Genomic DNA, 18,225 nt, shown 5'->3' on the forward strand with positions numbered 1-18,225 from the left:
CGGGCGGTGGGGGAGACTGTGGGAGTGAGCGTCGACCAGCAGGCCGGATGGACTCCGCGCGCCCTCGCGCGCGGTGCGGTGGCCACCGTCGACCTCGACGCGCTGCGTCACAACCTGCGGGTCGTGGGCGAACGAGTGGGCACCGACGTCATGGCCGTGGTGAAGGCCGACGCGTACGGCCACGGCCTGGTCGAGTGCGCTCGCGCCGCGCAGGAGGCCGGGGCCACCTGGCTCGGCGTGGCGCTCCCGACCGAGGCGGTCCGCCTGCGCGAGGCCGGCGTCACCGGCCGCGTGCTCACGTGGCTCGAGGTGCCGGGCTCCCCGTTCGACGACTGCGTCGCGCGCGACATCGACGTCACCGTCTCCGCACCGTGGGCGCTCGACTCCGTGCTCGCAGCGGCCAGGCGCCTCGGCGTGACCGCGCGCGTGCAGCTCAAGCTCGACAGCGGCCTGTCGCGCAACGGCTCGACCATGGCCGACTGGCCTGCGCTCGTCGCAGCGGCGCGGGCGGCCGAGGTCGACGGCGCGCTCGCCGTGACCGGCATCTGGACCCACTTCGCCTGCGCCGACGAGCCGGACCACCCGAGCGTCCGCCGCCAGCTGGACCAGTTCGACGAGGCGCTGGGCCTCGCCGACGTCGCCGGCCTGCGCCCCGAGGTGAGGCACGCGGCCAACTCCGCCGCGGCTCTGGCGATCCCCGCCGCGCGCTACGACCTCGTGCGCATCGGCATCGCGATGTACGGCCTCTCGCCGGGGCCCGAGGTCGGCACCGGCACAGAGCTCGGCCTCCGCCCCGTGATGTCGCTGCGCGCCCGCCTGGCGTCGGTGAAGCGGGTGCCGAGCGGGTCCGGCGTCTCATACGGGCACCTGTACTCGACGGCGCACGAGACCACGCTCGGCGTGGTGCCCGTGGGCTACGCCGACGGCATCCCGCGCAACGCGTCGAACCTCGGGCCGCTCCTCGCCGCAGGCACCGAGCGCACGGTGGCCGGGCGCGTGTGCATGGACCAGGTGGTGGTCGACCTCGGCGACGACGACGCCGTCGTCGGTGACGAGGTGGTGATCTTCGGCTCGGAGGGCCCCTCAGCCGACGTCTGGGCCTCGGTCTGCGGCACCATCGGGTACGAGATCGTCACGCGGATCGGACCGCGTGTGCCGCGGGAGCACCTGGGGGTGAGCGAGCAGTGAGCGGGACCGATCCGCTGCGAGACCTGAGCCCGGGGCGTGTGGCCGGGGTGGTCGGCGCGCTGGGCGCCGCCGCTGCCGTGGGTGCCGCCGTCGGCGTCGCGGCCGAGCGCATGCTCGTACGCCGGGCCCTGCGGCCCGACCCGGAGCGCGACGAGCCGTTCGGCGGGCTGCGTGGCCGCGTCGTGCCGGTGATCGCCACCGACGGCACACCGCTGCACGTCGAGGTCGAGGAGCCCCCGGAGGGCTCGCTGGCCGATCGGCTGGGCGACGGTCTCACCATCGTGTTCTCGCACGGCTATGCGCTCGAGGAGGACTCCTGGCACTACCAGCGCCGCGACCTGCGCGCGCTCGGGCGCCTCGTGCTCTGGGACCAGCGCAGCCACGGCCGCAGCGGCCGCGGCTCGGCCGAGAACGCCACGATCGACCAGCTCGGGCGCGACCTCGAGTCGGTGATCGCCGCCGCGGCGCCCACCGGACCGCTCGTGCTCATCGGGCACTCGATGGGCGGCATGACCGTGATGTCGTACGCCGCGCACCACCCCGAGATGTTCGGCGACCGCGTGCGCGGGGTCGGCCTCATCGCCACGAGCAGCGGCGGTCTGGCCGAGGTGCCGCTCGGGCTGCCCGCGCCCCTCGCCAAGGCGTTCCACAACGTCGCACCGCAGGTGGCCGGCGTGCTCGCGCGCCGCAAGGACCTCGTCGAGCGCGGTCGCCGCGCCGGCAGCGACGTCGCCTACCTGCTCACCAAGGTCTACTCGTTCGGGTCGAACGTGCCGCCGTCGCTCACGCAGTTCGTGCACCGCATGCTGTCGGCGACACCGATCGACGTGGTGGCGGAGTTCCTGCCCACGCTCGAGGCGCACGACAAGAAGACCGCGCTCGACGCCATCGGCCGTGTCGACACCCTCGTGCTCGTGGGCGCGTCCGACCTGCTGACGCCGAGCGCGCACAGCGACGAGATCGTGCGGCACGTGCCCGGCGCCGAGCTCGTGCTGATCCCCGACAGCGGCCACATGGTGATGCTCGAGAAGTACCCCGAGGTCAACCAGCACATCCGTGAGCTCGTCGGCCGCGTCCGCGCGGGCCTCGCGCACACGGAGGAGACGGCGTGACCTCGGTCGCCGTGCCCGACCGCGATGCCATGCACCGGTTGGGTGCGCTCCTCGCGTCCCTGCTGCGGGCGGGCGACCTCGTCGTCCTCTCGGGCGGTCTCGGCGCAGGCAAGACGACGCTCGCGCAGGGCGTCGGCCGCGGCCTCGGCGTACGCGGCGACGTCACGTCGCCCACGTTCGTGATCGCGCGCGTGCACCCGTCCACCGTCGGCGGGCCCGCGCTGGTGCATGTCGACGCCTACCGCCTCTCGTCGCTCGACGAGGTGGACGACCTCGACCTCGACGCGTCGCTCGAGGACTCCGTCACCGTGGTCGAGTGGGGCGAGGGCAAGGTCGAGGGCCTCGCCGAGGACCGGCTGCTCGTGCACATCGCGCGGCCCGTCGGGGGCGACGTTCCGAGCGGGTCGGACGTCGACGAGCCCCGCACGGTGACCGTGACGACGACCGGTGCCCGCTGGGACGGCGTCGACCTCGACGTGCTCGCGACGGCGGTGGCCTGATGCTGCTGCTCGTGATGGACACGTCGTCCGCCGTGATCACCGCGGCGGTGCACGACGGCGACAGCGTGGTCGGGGCCGCGGTCGAGCACGGCGCCCAGTCGCACGGTGAGCTGCTCGCACCGGTGATCGCCCGCGCGCTGGCCGAGGCGGGGGCGCGCCCGTCCGACCTCACGCGCGTCTGCACCGGCGTCGGTCCGGGACCGTTCACCGGTCTGCGCGTGGGGATCGTGACCGCGCGGGTCATGGCCGAGGCGCTCTCGATCCCGGTTCACGGCATCTGCTCGCTCGACGTGCTCGCGTTCCAGGCCGCGGCCGAGTCGGGCTTCACGCTCGGCGGGTTCGCCGTCGCGACCGACGCGCGCCGCAAGGAGGTCTACCTCCGCACGTACGACCGCGGCGGACGTCCGGCGTCCGACCCCCTGGTCGTGAAGCCGGGCGATGTCGACACCGCGCTGGCGGAGGGACCTGTCGCAGGCCCTGGCGCCTGGCTGTACCCCGAGGTCTTCGCCGACGCGCGCGAGCCGCGCGAGCTCGACGGCGCCGCGATGGCCGAGCTCGTCGCGGCCCGCATCGAGCTCGGCTCCCCGCTTCTCGACCCCGAGCCGCTCTACCTCCGGCGCCCTGACGCCGTCGCGAACACCGGCCGCAAGCGGGTGACGCAGCCGTGAGCCTGCGACCGATGCGGTGGTGGGACGTCGCCGCCTGCGCCGCGCTCGAGCGCGAGCTGTTCGAGCACGCGCCCTGGAGCGAGGAGCAGTTCTGGGGCGAGCTGGCGCACGTGCCCGAGACCCGCTGGTTCGCCGTGCACGAGGACGACGCCGGGATCGACGGCTACGTCTGCCTCGCAGCCGTGCCGCCCGAGGGCGACGTGCAGACGATCGCGGTCGCGCCGCGCTCGCAGGGCCGGGGGCTCGGACGCTCGCTGCTCGAGGCGCTGCTCGGCGAGGCCGAGCGTCGCGGCTGCACGCAGGTGTTCCTCGAGGTGCTCGACACGAACGAGCCCGCGATCGCGCTGTACGAGAAGCACGGCTTCGAGCGCCAGGGCCGGCGACGCGACTACTACGGCCCCGGCGTCGACGCGCTCGTGATGCGCCGGCGGTTCCGCGACGCGGAGGTGCCGGCGTGATGCGCGACGAGCCGCTGGTGCTCGGCATCGAGACCTCGTGCGACGAGACGGGCATCGGCGTCGTACGCGGCACGACCCTGCTGGCCGACGCGGTCGCCAGCAGCGTGGAGGAGCACGTGCGGTTCGGCGGCGTGGTGCCCGAGGTGGCGAGCCGTGCGCACCTCGAGGCGATGGTGCCGACGATCCGTCGGGCGTGCGCCGATGCCGGCATCGCGCTGTCGGACGTCGACGCGTTCGCCGTCACCGCCGGCCCCGGTCTCGCGGGTGCGCTGCTCGTCGGCGTCGCGGCGGCGAAGGCGCTCGCGCTGTCGTTGGACAAGCCCATCTACGGGATCAACCATCTTGCGGCGCACGTGTGCGTCGACCAGCTGCAGCACGGTCTGCTGCCCGAGCCGACGATGGCGCTGCTGGTGTCAGGCGGCCACTCGTCTCTGCTTCTCGTGCCGGACGTGACCAGCGACGTACAGCCGCTCGGCGCGACGATCGACGACGCTGCGGGCGAGGCGTTCGACAAGGTGGCGCGTGTGCTCGGGCTGCCGTTCCCCGGCGGCCCGCACATCGACCGAGCGGCGGCCGACGGCTCGGTCGTCATCGACTTCCCGCGCGGCCTCACCTCCGGGCGCGACATGCAGCGGCACCGCTTCGACTTCTCCTTCAGCGGGCTCAAGACCGCGGTCGCCCGATGGGTCGAGGCCCGCGAGGCGAGCGGCGAGCCCGTGCCCGTCGCCGACGTCGCGGCGTCGTTCCAGGAGGCTGTCGTCGACGTCCTGACGCGCAAGGCGCTGCTGGCGTGCGCGGAGAACGGCGTCGAGCACCTCGTGCTCGGCGGGGGCGTCGCGGCGAACTCACGGCTGCGGGTGCTGGCGCAGGAGCGCTGCGACGCAGCCGGTGTGACGCTGCGCGTCCCCCGTCCGGCGCTGTGCACCGACAACGGCGCCATGGTCGCCGCGCTGGGCTCGGAGATGGTGCGGAGGGGGCGGTCGCCGGGCCGGTTCGACCTCCCGGCAGACTCGTCGATGCCGGTCACGCAGGTGAGCACGGCACCGGCGTAGGGAGGGCTCGATGATCGTCCGCATGTGGGAGGCCACGGTCGTCCCCGGCCAGTACGACGCCGCGGTCGAGTGGGTGCGTCACGACCTCGTGAAGCGCGCGCTGTTCACCGCCGGCTGCATGGCGGCCGAGATCCTCGTGCACGAGGGCACCCCGGAGTCCGTCGTCCTGCTGACCCGCTGGGACGTCGCGCCGGTGTTCGAGGAGGGCCCGCCCGACGACCTCTTCGTCCGCGCCCGCGCCCAGCACTTCCAGACCCTGCGCCCCGAGATCACCTGACCCTGAGGCCCGGACGCTGCCTGGGATCGGCGCGCCTCCGCATGCGGGCCTCGGGATAGCGTGCTCGCATGACCGCGTTCGACGACCTGCTCGCTGCCGGGCCCGCCGCCATCGACGGCGGGCTCGCCTCCGAGCTCGAGGCGCGCGGCCACGACCTCACGGGGATCCTGTGGTCCGCGCGGCTGCTGCGCGACGACCCCGACGCCATCCGCGACGTGCACCGGTCGTACTACGAGGCCGGCGCGACCGTCGGGATCTCGGCGTCGTACCAGGCCTCCCGCTCGGGTTTCGCCCGTCAGGGTCTCGACGCCACCGACGCCGACAGGCTGCTCGCGCTGTCGGTGAAGCTGCTGCGCGAGGCGCGCGACGCCTCGATCGGCGACCACCCGATGCTGGTCGCCGCATCCGTCGGCCCGTACGGCGCGACCCTGCACGACGGCAGCGAGTACCGCGGCCATTACGGCGTCCCGCACGCCCGGCTCGTGGACTTCCACGTCGAGCGCCTGCGCGTGCTGCTCGACGCCGAGCCCGACCTGCTCGCGATCGAGACGGTGCCCGACGTCGCCGAGGCCTGGGCGTTGATCGCCGCGCTCGACGAGGTGGGCAGCGACGTCCCCGCCTGGCTGTCGTTCTCGTGCGCCGACGACTCCACCACGTGCGCCGGGCAGCCGATCGAGGACGCCGTGGCGGTCGTGGCGTCGTCGTCGCGCCTGTCGGCGATCGGCGTCAACTGCACCAAGCCCGAGCACGTCGGCGGCCTCGTGGCGCGCATCCGCGCATCCGCTCCGCAGCTGCCGCTCGTCGTCTACCCGAACGCCGGCCGCGTGTGGGACGGCGAGGCCTCGATCTGGCTCGGCGACGGCACCGACGTTCTGCCGGACCCTGCGGTGCGCTCGTGGTTCGACGCCGGCGTCGGCCTCGTCGGCGGGTGCTGCGGCCTCGGCCCGGCCGCCATCGAGCGCGTCGCGGCGGTCGCGGCGAGCTGACCGACCCCGGGCGGCCGGCACGCGTCGTGCCCCGCCGATCGCGTCAGGCGCTCGCGGCCGTCAGGCTCATCGCGTCGGCGAGGATGTCGAGCGAGCGCAGGCGCGAGGCCACGCTGCTCGCCTGGTGCACCACCATGAGCTCGTCGGCGTCGGCGTGCTCGCGGAACTGCTCGAGGTAGTCGCGCACGACCTCGCGCGTGCCGATCGCGGCGTAGGTGAGCATCTCGTCGATGTGCGCCATCTGCGGCGACGCGAGGACCAGGTCGATCTCGTCCTCGGTGAGCGGCGCGCGCCCGCGCCCGAAGAACGTCTGCACGCGCATCCGGCGTACCGCCTGCAGCTCGGCGTCGGCCTGCGCCTGGGTGTCGGCCGCGATCACGGTGACGCCGGCGACGACGTACGGCGAGTCGAGCTGCTCCGACGGCTGGAACGTCGATCGGTAGATCGCGACCGCCTGCTGCAGCGAGTGCGGCGCGAAGTGCGACGCGAAGCCGAAGGGAAGCCCGAGGTGCGCCGCGAGCTGGGCGCCGAACAGCGACGAGCCGAGGATGTAGAGCGGCACGTCGGTGCCGCGGCCGGGGGTGGCGTTGACACCGGGGATGCGGGTGCGGTCGGTGAGATAGCCCTGCAGCTCGACGACGTCCTGCGGGAACGTCTCGGCCGCGGCGGGGGAGCGGCGCAGCGCACGCAGGGTCTCCTGGTCGGTGCCGGGCGCGCGGCCGAGGCCGAGGTCGATGCGGCCGGGGTGCAGCGTGGCGAGGGTGCCGAACTGCTCGGCGATCACGAGCGGCGAGTGGTTGGGCAGCATGACGCCGCCCGCGCCGAGCCGGATCGAGTCGGTGTGCGCGGCGACATGCGCGATGAGCACGCTCGTGGCCGAGGACGCGATCGACGCCATGTTGTGGTGCTCGGCGTACCAGATCCGGTGGTAGCCGAGCCGCTCCGCACGGCGCGCGAGGGCGACGCAGCCGTCGAGGCCGTCACGGACGGACTCGCCCGGTGCGACCACCGCGAGGTCGAGCACGGAGAGCGGTACGGCGGACAACGGCGGCCTCTCGTCGGGGCGGGTGCCTCACGAGCATCGCACTTCATGCCGCTGTCGTGGCGGCCGGGCCGGCGCGCCTCGCAGCCGCGGGAATGGATGGTGGGGAGGCGTCGTTGCAGCGAATATACCCCATGGGGGTATATTCGCTGCAACGTACCGGAGGTCCTCATGGCACTCGACGCACTGACCCGCACGGCCGTCACGGCGACCCTGCACTGCCTCACCGGCTGCGCGATCGGCGAGGTGCTCGGTCTGGTCCTCGCCACCTGGTGGGGCTGGGCGACGGCGCCGAGCATCGCCCTGGCCGTGGGCCTCGCGTTCGTGTTCGGCTACGCCTTCACCCTTGTCCCCGTGCTCCGCTCGGGGATGTCGGTGCGGCGCGCGGTCGGTGTCGCGCTCGCCGCGGACACGGTCTCCATCGTCACGATGGAGGTCATCGACAACGGCGTGATGCTCGCGGTGCCGGGGGCGATGGACTCCGGTCTGGGTGACCCACTCTTCTGGGGCGCCCTCGTCTTCGCGCTGGTGGTCGCCTTCGTCCTCACCGTGCCGGTGAACCGGTGGCTCATCGCGCGGGGCAAGGGCCACGCCGTCGTCCACGGCATGCACCAGGGGCACCGGGAGAACTCCGCGCACGACGACCACTCCGCGCACGACGACCACTCCGCGCACGACGACCACTCCGCGCACGTCTGACCGGTCTCACCGGGGTTCGCCGCGTACGGCGGACCGCGCGGCTAGAGGCCCAGGTCGCGGCCGATGAGCTCCTTCATGATCTCGTTCGATCCGGCCCAGATCTTGGTGACGCGGGCGTCGCGCCAGGCGCGGGCGACGCGGTACTCGTTCATGAAGCCGTAGCCGCCGTAGAGCTGCACGCACGCGTCGAGCACGTCGTTCTGCACCTGGGCCGACCACCACTTGGCCTTCGCGGCGTCCACAGCGCTGAGCTCGCCGTCGCAGAACGCGAGCACGCACTGGTCGACGAACGCCTGCGACACCTCGATCTGCGTCGTCAGCTCGGCGAGCAGGAACTTGTTGTGCTGGAACGAGCCGATCGACTGGCCGAACGCCTTGCGCTGCTTCACGTACTCGAGGGTCTCCTCGAGGATCGCGGCGGCGTGCGCGATGTTCGACACCGCGGCGCCGAGCCGCTCCTGCGGCAGGCGCTCCATCATCGAGATGAAGCCGCGGTCGACCTCTCCGATGCGGTTGGCGTCGGGCACGCGGACGTCGGTGAAGAAGAGCTCGGCGGTGTCGGACTCGGTCTGGCCGACCTTGTCGAGCTTGCGGCCGCGGGTGAAGCCCTCCATGCCGGTCTCGATGCCGAACAGGGTGATGCCCTTCGCGCCCTGGCCCGGCGACGTGCGCGCGGCGACCACGACGAGGTCGGCGCTGTATCCGTTGGTGATGAAGGTCTTCGAGCCGTTCACGATCCAGTCGTCGCCGTCGCGGACCGCCGTGGTCTTGAGCGCCGCGAGGTCGGAGCCGCCGCTCGGCTCGGTCATGCCGATCGCGGTCACGATCTCGCCGGTGCAGAAGCCGGGCAGCCAGCGCTGCTTCTGCTCCTCGGTGCAGAGGTCGCGGAGGTACGGCGCGACCACGTCGCCGTGGATGCCGAGGCACGACGACACCGCGGCCGAGACGCGCGACATCTCCTCGCCGAGGACGGCGTTGAACCGGTAGTCGCCGGCCTCGCTGCCGCCGTACTCCTCGGGGATCTCGAGGCCGAGGAAGCCCTGCTTGCCGGCCTCGATCCAGACGTCCCGGGGGATGGCCTTGGCCTCGATGAACTCCTCGAGGCGCGGGGTCACCTCGCGCTCGAGGAAGGCGCGAGCCGAGGCCCGGAAGGCCTCGTGGTCCTCGTCGAAGATCCTGCGCTTCACGTCGTCCTCCGGGCTGTGGGCTGCGTCGATCCGATGCTACTGGCCGGTAGCATCCCCCGCTCGACCGAGGCCCGCCGGCACTCGGGTGCGTGCCACGTACGCCCAGGGGTCGTCGCCGACGCGGGCGAGGAGCACCACGGCCGTGCCGTCGGCGGGCGGCAGGCGCAGCCGTCGGCGTACGTCGTCGACGTCGAGCGAGGTGGCGCGCTTCTTGACCACGACCGTGCCGACGCCGTCCGCGACGAGGAGCGTCCGGAGGCGGTCGAGGTCGTAGGGGAGCGCGTGGCGCACGGCGAAGCGTGCGGACAGCGCGCCGAGGTCGGTGTCGTGGTCGGTGCTCACGTAGGCGACGTGCGGGTCGAGCAGCCGTCCGGCGAGCCGGTCGACGACCTCCCCGACGAGCCCGGCACGGATGACGGCGTCGTCCGGCTCGTGCAGCCACGCGCCGACCGGGCCGACGGGCGGCGGCGTCTCGGCGTCGAGGTCCTGCGCCGACTCGAGGATGACGACGTCGTCGCCGCGCACGACGCGGGCGCGGCGACGAGCCCGCCCGTCAGCGAGTGCGGGCCAGGCGATCTCGGCCTCGACCAGCTGGCCGTCGACCGACGTCCAGGTGGTGCACCCGCCGTCCGGCGTCATCGCGTGCGGCACACCGGGTGCGACCTTCGCGGCCGTGCGCGGCACGCGGGCCGCGACGGCCTCCACCCACGACCATGGCGGCGACCACTGCTGCGGCTCGGTCACCCGGGCGCTGCGTCCGCCGCGGCTGCGGGAGGTGTCGCGCCGCGCGGGATCGACGTACGCCGCGTCCGCGTGCCTCAGCGCTGCGGTGAGGACGACGTCGTCCGTGACGTCGCCGTCGAGCACCTCGATGTGCGCGGCGAGGCCGAGGGCCGCGACGTTGGCGCGGGCGAGGGCGGCGACGCCCGGGTCGCGCTCGACGGCGGTGACGGCCAGGCCCGCGCGGGCGAGGGCGAGGGAGTCCAGACCGAGCCCGCAGCCGAGGTCGGCCACGTGGGTGGCGCCGGCCGCGGCGAACGACGCCGCGCGCAGGTCGGCCACGACGGTGCGGGTGGCCTGCTCGGCGCCGTCCTCGGTGAGGAGCAGGTGCCCGACGACGTCGCCGAGCCGCGGCCGGGCGCGGCGGCGCAGGCGCACCTGGGTGAGGACGGCGGCGATCTGCGCGGGGCCGGCGTCGGGGGTCGTCCGGCGCAGGGCGGCCGAGGCGCGCAGCGGGTCGACCGCGCCGGCCTCCCCGGCCGCCGCACGCTCGTGGGCGTCGTCGTCGTACGCCGTGGCCGCGGCGAGCGCGGCGCGTCCGGCGTCCGACGTCAGCCAGGCGACGGTCTCAAGGTCCACGCCGGACACCCTCTCAGGTGTCGCGCGGTGCCCGGTGAGGGCCGACTTCGTTGCGTTCTGAGCCGCGAAGGGCCCCGTCATCGCGAACGGGAGGGGGCTGGGGGTTGGCACTCGGGTTGACCGAGTGCCAGCACCTTCCTAGAGTGGTCCCGTTGGCACTCTCCCCCCGAGAGTGCCACGCGACCGGCACCGGAGCGGCACCCGCGACGACGCCTCGGACACCCCGGTCATCGCACTGACAGCGCACCACGACTCACATTCACTGCACGTGGAGGACAGACCGTGTCGGTCAGCATCAAGCCGCTCGAGGACCGCATCCTCGTCAAGAGCATCGAAGCCGAGCAGACGACGGCTTCCGGCCTCGTCATCCCGGACACCGCCAAGGAGAAGCCCCAGGAGGGCGAGGTCCTGGCCGTCGGCCCCGGTCGCTTCGAGGACGGGCAGCGCCTGCCCCTCGACGTGAAGGTCGGCGACAAGGTCATCTACTCGAAGTACGGCGGCACCGAGGTCAAGTACGACGGCCAGGAGTACCTCCTGCTGTCGGCTCGCGACGTGCTCGCGATCGTCGAGAAGTGATCGTCGCTCCTACAGCGACCAGCACCTGACGTGATCCGCCCCGGCGGCCTCCGGGCCCCGGGGCGGACCCGTCCCGAAACGCCACAGCACGACTAGACGAAGGAACGGCACACACCCATGGCCAAGACCCTGGAGTTCGACGAGAACGCCCGCCGCGGGCTCGAGAACGGCGTCAACGCGCTCGCCGACCTGGTCAAGGTGACGCTCGGCCCGAAGGGCCGCAACGTCGTCATCGACAAGAAGTGGGGCGCCCCCACGATCACCAACGACGGTGTGACCATCGCGCGTGAGGTGGAGCTCGAGGACCCGTACGAGAACCTCGGGGCCCAGCTCGCCAAGGAGGTCGCCACCAAGACCAACGACGTCGCGGGCGACGGCACCACCACCGCCACCGTCCTGGCGCAGGCCATGGTCCGCGAGGGCCTCAAGGTCGTGACCGCCGGCGGCGCGCCGATGGACATCAAGCGCGGCATCGACAAGGCCGTGACGGCCGTCAACGACCGCCTGCTCGAGGTCGCCCGCCCGGTCGCCGGCAAGGACGAGATCGCGGACGTCGCGACCATCTCCTCGCAGGACCGCGCCATCGGCGAGCTCATCGCCGACGCGTTCGACAAGGTCGGCAAGGACGGCGTCATCTCGGTGGAGGAGTCGAGCAGCACCGCGCTCGAGCTCGACTTCACCGAGGGCATGCAGTTCGACAAGGGCTACATCTCGCCCTACTTCGTGACCGACGCCGAGCGCATGGAGGCCGTGGTCGAGGACGGCTACGTCCTGCTCGTCCAGGGCAAGATCTCCAGCGTCTCCGAGCTGCTCCCGCTGCTCGAGAAGGTCGTGCAGGCCGCCAAGCCGCTGTTCATCATCGCCGAGGACGTCGAGGGTGAGGCTCTGTCGACCCTGGTCGTCAACCGCATCCGCGGCACGTTCTCGTCGGTGGCGGTCAAGGCCCCCGCGTTCGGCGACCGCCGCAAGGCGATCCTGCAGGACATCGCGACCCTCACCGGCGCCCAGGTCGTCTCCCCCGAGGTGGGCCTGAAGCTCGACCAGGTCGGCCTCGAGGTGCTCGGCACCGCTCGTCGCATCGTCGTCACCAAGGACGACTCGACGATCGTCGACGGCGGCGGCGACCACCAGGTCGTGACCGACCGCGTCAACCAGATCCGCGCGGAGATCGAGAACACCGACAGCGACTGGGACCGCGAGAAGCTCAACGAGCGCCTCGCCAAGCTCGCCGGCGGCGTCTGCGTCATCAAGGTCGGGGCGCACACCGAGGTCGAGCTCAAGGAGAAGAAGCACCGCATCGAGGACGCCGTGTCCGCGACGCGTGCCGCGATCGAGGAGGGCATCGTCGCCGGTGGCGGCTCGGCCCTCGTCCACGCGTCCGCCGTGCTCGAGGGCAACCTCGGGCTCGAGGGCGACGAGGGCACCGGCGTCGGGATCGTGCGTCGCGCGATCATCGAGCCGCTGCGCTGGATCGCCGAGAACGCCGGCGAGCAGGGCTACGTCGTCACGACCAAGGTCAAGGAGCTCCCGGTGGGCCACGGCTACAACGCCGCCACCGACGAGTACGTCGACCTCATCGCGGCCGGCGTCATCGACCCGGTCAAGGTCACGCGCTCGGCGCTCTCGAACGCCGCGTCCATCGCGTCGCTGCTCCTCACCACCGAGGTGCTCGTCGTGGAGAAGAAGGACGACGACGACGCCGCCGGCCACGGCGGCCACGGCCACTCGCACGGCCCCGGCGGCCACAGCCACTGATCGTCCGGCTGCCAGCACCACGACACGAGAAAGGCCCCGCCGCGAGGCGGGGCCTTTCTCGTCGTTGCGGCGGACCCGGAGGTCCGCCGCCGGGCCGGGTGCGCGCACGCACGGCCCTGGTCGGGTGAGGCGCCCGCGAGGGGGGTCAGAGGCGCCGCGCCCGACAGGTCGGTCAGGCAGGGCGGGCGTAGGAGCCCGAGAGCCGCTGCTTGAGGTAGATCGCCTCGCGCTCGTCCTCGGACAGGCCGCCCCAGACGCCGTACGGCTCACGCACCGAGAGGGCGTGCGCCGCGCACATGGCAGCCACAGGGCACCGGGCGCACACGCTCTTGGCCGCGAGCTCGCGGGAGAGCCGTGACGGGCCGCGCTCGCCCTCGGGGTGGAAGAACAGGTCGCTGTCCTCGCCGCGGCAGGCGGCGTCGAGCTGCCAGTCCCAGAGGTCCGCGTTCGGGCCGGGGAGCCGGGAAACATCCGCCATGGTCATGCTCCTTCTGTGCGTCTGCTCAGAACCTACAACCGCTTCAGAAGTTGGTCAACACTCTATGTTGAACAACTTACGAAGCGATGCAGTGACCTCCGCCACGTTTCGCGGGCCGACCCCTGCACCGGTACTTCGCCGCCGGGCGCGGTCCTGGATGCCTGCCTCGCGGAGGAGTGCGTCACGACCGTCCCGATGCTGGCTCAACGCTGTGACCTGGGGTGTTCGTTCCCCACCGCGGGCATCCGGCCGGACAGCGGACGGGCGTCGGAGGCGCCGGGGCGGCCGGCCGCCCCGACGGACCGGGACCGTCGGTCCCGGTCCGTGGCGCGGTGCTGGCGCGTTTCGGCTGGCCCCTGGCCTGGTTGCCCCCCACAATCAGCAGGTCATGGTCCTGTCCGAGCGCGCTCCCGGCGCACCGGACGCCTCGGCACCCGGCCTCACGGTCGCGGCTGTCGCGCGGCGTCTCGGTGTCGCACCGGCGACCCTGCGCACCTGGGACCGCCGCTACGGCCTCGGCCCCACCGAGCGCACGGCGGGCAGCCACCGGCGGTACTCCACCATCGACGTCGCCCGCCTCGACCTCATGCGCCGGCTCGTCAACACCGGCGTCCCCCCGGCCGACGCCGCCCGTGCCGCGCTCGTCGCGGACGTCGAGCCCGCGCGTGCGGCCTCGCTCGACGGCACCGCGACACACGTCGAGCTGCTCACCCCCGACCTCGCCGACCTCGACCCGCTCTTCGACGAGCGGGCGCCCGCCGGCGGCGGCAATGTCATCCCGCTGCCCGACGGCTCCCCGCAGGTCCGCGGCCTCGCCCGTGCGGCGATGAGCCTCGACTCGATCGCCTGCGTCGAGATCGTGCGCGACACCATCGAGCGGCGCGGAGTCGTCTGGACCTGGGACCAGCTCGTGGTGCCGGTGCTGGTCGGCGTCGGCCGGCGGTGGGAGGCGACGGGCACGGGCATCGAGGTCGAGCACCTCCTGTCGGAGTCGGTCACGGCCGCGCTCACCGGCGTCGTCTCGCGCCTTCGGGCCCCGGTGAACCCCCGCCCGGTGCTGCTGGCCTGCGCGCCCAGCGAGATGCACTCGCTGCCGCTGTTCGCCGTGTCGGCGGCGCTGTCCGAGCGCCACATCGGTGCCCGCGTGCTCGGTGCGCGCGTTCCGCGCGAGGCGCTCGTCGCGGCGGTCCGCCGCACCGGCCCGAGCGCGGTGCTGGTCTGGGCCTACACCGATGCGACCGGTGCCCGGGAGGCGCTCGAGGAGCTGCCCTCGATGCGGCCGTCGCCGTCGGTCATCGCCGCCGGGCCGGGCTGGACCGAGCCCCTGCCCGCCGGGGTGGCGCACGTGTCCGACCTCGTCGGCGCGGTGGCGCGCATCGCGCACGCCGTCGGCCTCTGACCCCGCCGTCCCGCTGCCCCCGTACGGGATGGCCGACCGACGCCGAGGCAGGACGGGCCGCTAACCTCCGTGCCACGGCCGGAACCGGCCAGGTCACCCCAGGGAGTGCACGCGTGGACGACGAGCTCGCCGAGCTGCTCGCCACGGGTGAGCGCGCGGCCTTCCACGGCCGTCCGTCCTCAGGGGTCGCTCCGCTGCAGCGCGCGGTCGAGCTCGCCCACGGCGGCGGCCGCGACGCCGAGGCCACCGCGGCCGTGTGGCTGCTCGGCGTGTGCCTCGCCTCTGCCGGCAGGTACGGCGCCGCCTCGTCGGTGCTCGAGCCGCTGGCGATCTCGCTGCCCGAGGAGCCCGAGCGGCTGATCTTCTCCTCGCTCGCGGCGTCGAGCATGGCCAGCATCTCCCGCCAGCTCGGCCGGCACGCCGAGGGCCGGGTGCGCGACGAGGTGGCGCTCGACCTCGCCGGCGACGCCCCCGAGGCCCGCTTCGACGCGCTGCTCGGGCTCGCGGCCGACGCCGTCGGCCTGGGCGAGGACGACGAGGCGGCGTTCCGTCTCGCCGAGGCGAGCGACCTCGTCGTCGGCAGGGCCGACTGGTGGCGTCAGCGTGTCCGGGTCCACTGGGTGGCTGCGGAGGTGGCGCTGCTGCGCGACGAGCCCGCCGACGCCGTCGTCTCGGCCGCGAGCGCCATCACGCTGGCCGAGGCCTCCGGGGCGCCCCGGCACGTGGCCAAGGGCCTGCTGTTCCAGGGTGTGGCCGAGGTGCAGTGCGGCGATCTCGAGCTGTCGGCGGGCACGCTCCGACGCGCGGCCGGCCTGGCCGAGAGCCTGGGCACCCTGCCGCTCGTCTGGCCCGCCCGGGCGGTCCTCGGGGCGCTCCTCACCGAGGCGGCGCCCGCCGAGGCCGCCGCGTCCCTGGCCGCCGCCCGCGCCGCGGTGCGTCAGATCGCCGACGACCTGCCTCCCGCACTGGCCACCGACTGGCTCGTACGGCCCGACATCGCGGCCCTCCTCGAGGGCTGAGCGCGGCTCTGCGCCGTGCTCGGGCCGTGCGTCGGGCCGCCGTCCCGGGGAGGTCGTGACCACGCTCCGTCAGCGTTCCCGGCCCCGGAGGCGCCCCCACTACGGCGAAAGCCGTACACCGTGGGCTCAGGTTCACCCGTTCGTGTGCCGATCACCTCTGTGAAGCGCCCCCGAACGGGGGTGCCCGACGAGGGAGTGCGCGACAACATGACCACCGTTCTCGTCTGCGACGACGCACCGCTGGCCCGCGAGGCCATCCGGCGTGCGGTCGGCGCCGTGCCCGGTGTCGAGCGTGTGACTGCCGCAGGCAGTGGCGAGGAAGTGCTGGCCCGCTTCCCCATCGAGCGCCCCGACCTCGTGCTCATGGATGTCCGGATGCCCGGTATCGGCGGCGTCGAGGCGTCCCGCCGGCTCGTCGCAGCGCACCCCGACGCCACCGTCGTCATGCTCACCATGGGGGAGGACCCCGACGGCGTCGCCCGGGCCATCTCCTCGGGCGCCCGCGGCTACGTCGCCAAGGACGCCTCCCGCGAGGAGGTCGCGGCCACCGTCGCGATGGCTCTCGCCTCCAGCAAGAACGGCGCCGACGGCCGTGCCCAGCGGGTGCGTCCCTCCGGCTCCCCGCCCGCGCTCACCGAGCGCGAGCAGCAGGTGCTCGACGGCATGTCCCGCGGCAAGTCCAACGCGGAGATCGGCCGCGAGCTGTACCTGTCCGAGGACACCGTGAAGACCCACGCCCGCCGGCTGTTCCGCAAGCTCGCCGCCGCCGACCGCGCCCAGGCCGTTGCCCTCGGCTTCCGCTGGGGCTTCCTCCGCTAGCCAGCACCCTCCCGACGACAGCGGCGCGATCCCCGTGGGGATCGCGCCGGTCGCGTTTCCGGGCACCGGACGCGCGCGGGTACCCTGGGGGTCACCGCCTGCGACCCGGAAGGTCCACGTGTCCGACACCTACGGCATCCCCGAGAAGTTCGCTGCGCTCGGGCTCACGTACGACGACGTCCTGCTGCTTCCGGGCGAGACCGACGTCGTCCCTGCCGAGGTCGACACGACCTCGCGGCTCACCCGCGAGATCTCGCTGCGCGTGCCGCTCGTCTCCGCCGCCATGGACACCGTCACCGAGGCGCGGATGGCGATCGCGATGGCCCGCCAGGGCGGGCTCGGCGTGCTCCACCGCAACCTGTCGATCGAGGACCAGGCCTACCAGGTCGACCTCGTGAAGCGGACGCAGACCGGGATGATCTCCAACCCGATCACGATCCACCCGAAGGCGACGCTCGAGGAGCTCGACGAGCGCTGCGGGCAGTACCGCGTCTCGGGCCTCCCGGTCGTCGACGAGGACCACGTCCTGCTCGGGATCGTGACCAACCGAGACCTGCGCTTCACCCCGGTCGCCGAGTGGTCGCACACGCTGGTCTCCGACGTCATGACGCCGATGCCGCTCGTCACCGGGCACGAGGGCATCGCCCGCGACGAGGCCACCCTCCTCCTGCGCCAGCACAAGCGCGAGCGGCTCCCGATCATCGACGACCGCGGGCGCCTCACCGGGCTCATCACCGTGAAGGACTTCGTGAAGTCCGAGCAGTACCCGAACGCCAGCAAGGACGGCGACGGCCGCCTCATGGTGGGCGCGGCCATCGGCTACTTCGGCGACGCCTGGGAGCGCGCGACCACGCTTGTCGAGGCCGGCGTCGACGTGCTGGTCGCCGACACCGCCCACGGCCACGTGCGGCTGCTCCTCGACATGGTCCGCCGGCTCAAGACCGACCCCGCCACCCGCCACGTGCAGGTCATCGGCGGCAATGTCGCGACGCGCGCCGGGGCGCAGGCCTTCGTCGACGCCGGCGCGGACGCCGTGAAGGTCGGCGTCGGCCCGGGCTCGATCTGCACCACGCGCGTCGTCACCGGCGTCGGCGCACCCCAGATCACCGCGGTCTACCAGGCCTCGCTCGCAGCCGCCCCCGCCGGTGTCCCCGTCATCGCCGACGGCGGCCTGCAGTACTCCGGCGACATCGCCAAGGCGATCGTGGCCGGCGCCGAGTCGGTCATGGTCGGCTCGATGCTCGCCGGCTGCGACGAGAGCCCCGGCGACGTCATCTTCGTCAACGGCAAGCAGTACAAGAGCTACCGCGGCATGGGGTCGCTCGGCGCGATGTCCTCGCGCGGCAAGAAGTCGTACTCGAAGGACCGCTACTTCCAGGCCGAGGTCGACAGCGACGACAAGATCGTGCCCGAGGGCGTCGAGGGTCGCGTGGCCTACCGCGGCCCGCTCTCCGCCGTGGCGCACCAGCTCGTGGGCGGCCTGCGCCAGTCGATGTTCTACGTCGGCGCGCGCACGGTGCCCGAGCTGCAGGCCAAGGGCCAGTTCATCCGGATCACCGCGGCGAGCCTCAAGGAGAGCCACCCGCACGACATCCAGATGACCGCCGAGGCCCCCAACTACAGCGGCTGACCGCGGCGCCCGCCGCGCCCG

General features: G+C 73.3%; 19 protein-coding genes. 15 read left to right on the top strand and 4 right to left on the bottom strand.

Features of this window, described 5'->3' with window-relative positions:
- The first annotated feature begins 24 nt into the window (after positions 1-24).
- The 8 genes from alr (at position 25) to mmuM (ending at position 6,241) form a co-directional block, all read left to right on the top strand.
- Positions 25-1,188, top strand: a complete 1,164-nt coding sequence (gene alr, locus ACFQGU_RS04995; RefSeq protein WP_386764337.1) for an alanine racemase — start codon at positions 25-27, stop codon at positions 1,186-1,188.
- A complete protein-coding gene (locus ACFQGU_RS05000) occupies positions 1,185-2,300 on the top strand; it encodes an alpha/beta fold hydrolase (RefSeq protein ID WP_386764339.1) in 1,116 nt (371 codons plus the stop codon). The genes alr and ACFQGU_RS05000 overlap by 4 nt, the downstream gene beginning before the upstream one ends.
- A 29-nt stretch (positions 2,301-2,329) precedes the next feature.
- Positions 2,330-2,800, top strand: coding sequence for a tRNA (adenosine(37)-N6)-threonylcarbamoyltransferase complex ATPase subunit type 1 TsaE (gene tsaE, locus ACFQGU_RS05005; protein WP_386768153.1), 471 nt, complete (start codon positions 2,330-2,332; stop codon positions 2,798-2,800).
- Positions 2,800-3,468, top strand: a complete 669-nt coding sequence (tsaB, locus tag ACFQGU_RS05010) for a tRNA (adenosine(37)-N6)-threonylcarbamoyltransferase complex dimerization subunit type 1 TsaB (protein WP_386764341.1) — start codon at positions 2,800-2,802, stop codon at positions 3,466-3,468. The genes tsaE and tsaB overlap by 1 nt, the downstream gene beginning before the upstream one ends.
- Positions 3,465-3,926: a ribosomal protein S18-alanine N-acetyltransferase gene (gene rimI / locus ACFQGU_RS05015; RefSeq protein WP_386764343.1), complete on the top strand. Its 462-nt coding sequence runs from the start codon at positions 3,465-3,467 to the stop codon at positions 3,924-3,926. The genes tsaB and rimI overlap by 4 nt, the downstream gene beginning before the upstream one ends.
- Positions 3,926-4,978, top strand: a complete 1,053-nt coding sequence (gene tsaD, locus ACFQGU_RS05020) for a tRNA (adenosine(37)-N6)-threonylcarbamoyltransferase complex transferase subunit TsaD (RefSeq protein WP_386768155.1) — start codon at positions 3,926-3,928, stop codon at positions 4,976-4,978. Before rimI ends, tsaD begins: the two co-directional genes overlap by 1 nt.
- A 10-nt stretch (positions 4,979-4,988) precedes the next feature.
- On the top strand, positions 4,989-5,255 hold the full coding sequence (locus tag ACFQGU_RS05025; protein ID WP_386764345.1) for a hypothetical protein: 267 nt from the start codon (positions 4,989-4,991) through the stop codon (positions 5,253-5,255).
- Between the two features lie 68 nt (positions 5,256-5,323).
- Positions 5,324-6,241 carry a homocysteine S-methyltransferase gene (gene mmuM / locus ACFQGU_RS05030; RefSeq protein WP_386764347.1) on the top strand — a complete coding sequence of 306 codons (918 nt, stop codon included), beginning with the start codon at positions 5,324-5,326 and terminating at the stop codon, positions 6,239-6,241.
- A 43-nt stretch (positions 6,242-6,284) separates the two neighbouring features.
- Here the strand turns inward: mmuM and ACFQGU_RS05035 are convergent, their stop codons facing one another.
- The gene (locus tag ACFQGU_RS05035) at positions 6,285-7,286 is read right to left on the bottom strand and encodes an LLM class flavin-dependent oxidoreductase (protein ID WP_386764349.1); all 1,002 of its coding nucleotides are present in this window, start codon (positions 7,284-7,286) and stop codon (positions 6,285-6,287) included.
- Positions 7,287-7,454: 168 nt separating this feature from the next.
- On the opposite strand from ACFQGU_RS05035, the gene ACFQGU_RS05040 reads away from it, so the two are divergent.
- Positions 7,455-7,982, top strand: coding sequence for a DUF4396 domain-containing protein (locus ACFQGU_RS05040; protein WP_386764351.1), 528 nt, complete (start codon positions 7,455-7,457; stop codon positions 7,980-7,982).
- A gap of 41 nt (positions 7,983-8,023) precedes the next feature.
- Here the strand turns inward: ACFQGU_RS05040 and ACFQGU_RS05045 are convergent, their stop codons facing one another.
- Both ACFQGU_RS05045 and ACFQGU_RS05050 read right to left on the bottom strand, forming a co-directional pair.
- Positions 8,024-9,169, bottom strand: a complete 1,146-nt coding sequence (locus ACFQGU_RS05045) for an acyl-CoA dehydrogenase family protein (RefSeq protein WP_386764353.1) — start codon at positions 9,167-9,169, stop codon at positions 8,024-8,026.
- A gap of 36 nt (positions 9,170-9,205) precedes the next feature.
- On the bottom strand, positions 9,206-10,528 hold the full coding sequence (locus tag ACFQGU_RS05050) for a THUMP-like domain-containing protein (protein ID WP_386764354.1): 1,323 nt from the start codon (positions 10,526-10,528) through the stop codon (positions 9,206-9,208).
- Between the two features lie 282 nt (positions 10,529-10,810).
- On the opposite strand from ACFQGU_RS05050, the gene groES reads away from it, so the two are divergent.
- On the top strand, positions 10,811-11,104 hold the full coding sequence (gene groES / locus ACFQGU_RS05055) for a co-chaperone GroES (protein ID WP_386764355.1): 294 nt from the start codon (positions 10,811-10,813) through the stop codon (positions 11,102-11,104).
- Between the two features lie 117 nt (positions 11,105-11,221).
- A complete protein-coding gene (gene groL / locus ACFQGU_RS05060; RefSeq protein ID WP_386764357.1) occupies positions 11,222-12,859 on the top strand; it encodes a chaperonin GroEL in 1,638 nt (545 codons plus the stop codon).
- 172 nt (positions 12,860-13,031) lie between these two features.
- Here groL and ACFQGU_RS05065 read toward each other — a convergent pair whose 3' ends face one another.
- The gene (locus ACFQGU_RS05065; protein WP_386764359.1) at positions 13,032-13,337 is read right to left on the bottom strand and encodes a WhiB family transcriptional regulator; all 306 of its coding nucleotides are present in this window, start codon (positions 13,335-13,337) and stop codon (positions 13,032-13,034) included.
- Between the two features lie 388 nt (positions 13,338-13,725).
- Between ACFQGU_RS05065 and ACFQGU_RS05070 the strand changes: the two genes are divergently transcribed.
- The 4 genes from ACFQGU_RS05070 (at position 13,726) to guaB (ending at position 18,204) form a co-directional block, all read left to right on the top strand.
- Positions 13,726-14,736: a MerR family transcriptional regulator gene (locus ACFQGU_RS05070; protein ID WP_386764361.1), complete on the top strand. Its 1,011-nt coding sequence runs from the start codon at positions 13,726-13,728 to the stop codon at positions 14,734-14,736.
- A 113-nt stretch (positions 14,737-14,849) separates the two neighbouring features.
- Complete coding sequence (locus tag ACFQGU_RS05075) at positions 14,850-15,755, top strand: hypothetical protein (protein ID WP_386764362.1); 906 nt, start codon at positions 14,850-14,852, stop codon at positions 15,753-15,755.
- A gap of 207 nt (positions 15,756-15,962) precedes the next feature.
- Complete coding sequence (locus tag ACFQGU_RS05080) at positions 15,963-16,574, top strand: response regulator transcription factor (protein WP_386768157.1); 612 nt, start codon at positions 15,963-15,965, stop codon at positions 16,572-16,574.
- 118 nt (positions 16,575-16,692) lie between these two features.
- The gene (guaB, locus tag ACFQGU_RS05085) at positions 16,693-18,204 is read left to right on the top strand and encodes an IMP dehydrogenase (RefSeq protein ID WP_386764364.1); all 1,512 of its coding nucleotides are present in this window, start codon (positions 16,693-16,695) and stop codon (positions 18,202-18,204) included.
- Positions 18,205-18,225: the final 21 nt, after the last annotated feature.

The organism is Longivirga aurantiaca (assembly GCF_042660085.1).
GTDB classification, from domain to species: Bacteria; Actinomycetota; Actinomycetes; order S36-B12; family CAIYMF01; genus Longivirga; species Longivirga aurantiaca.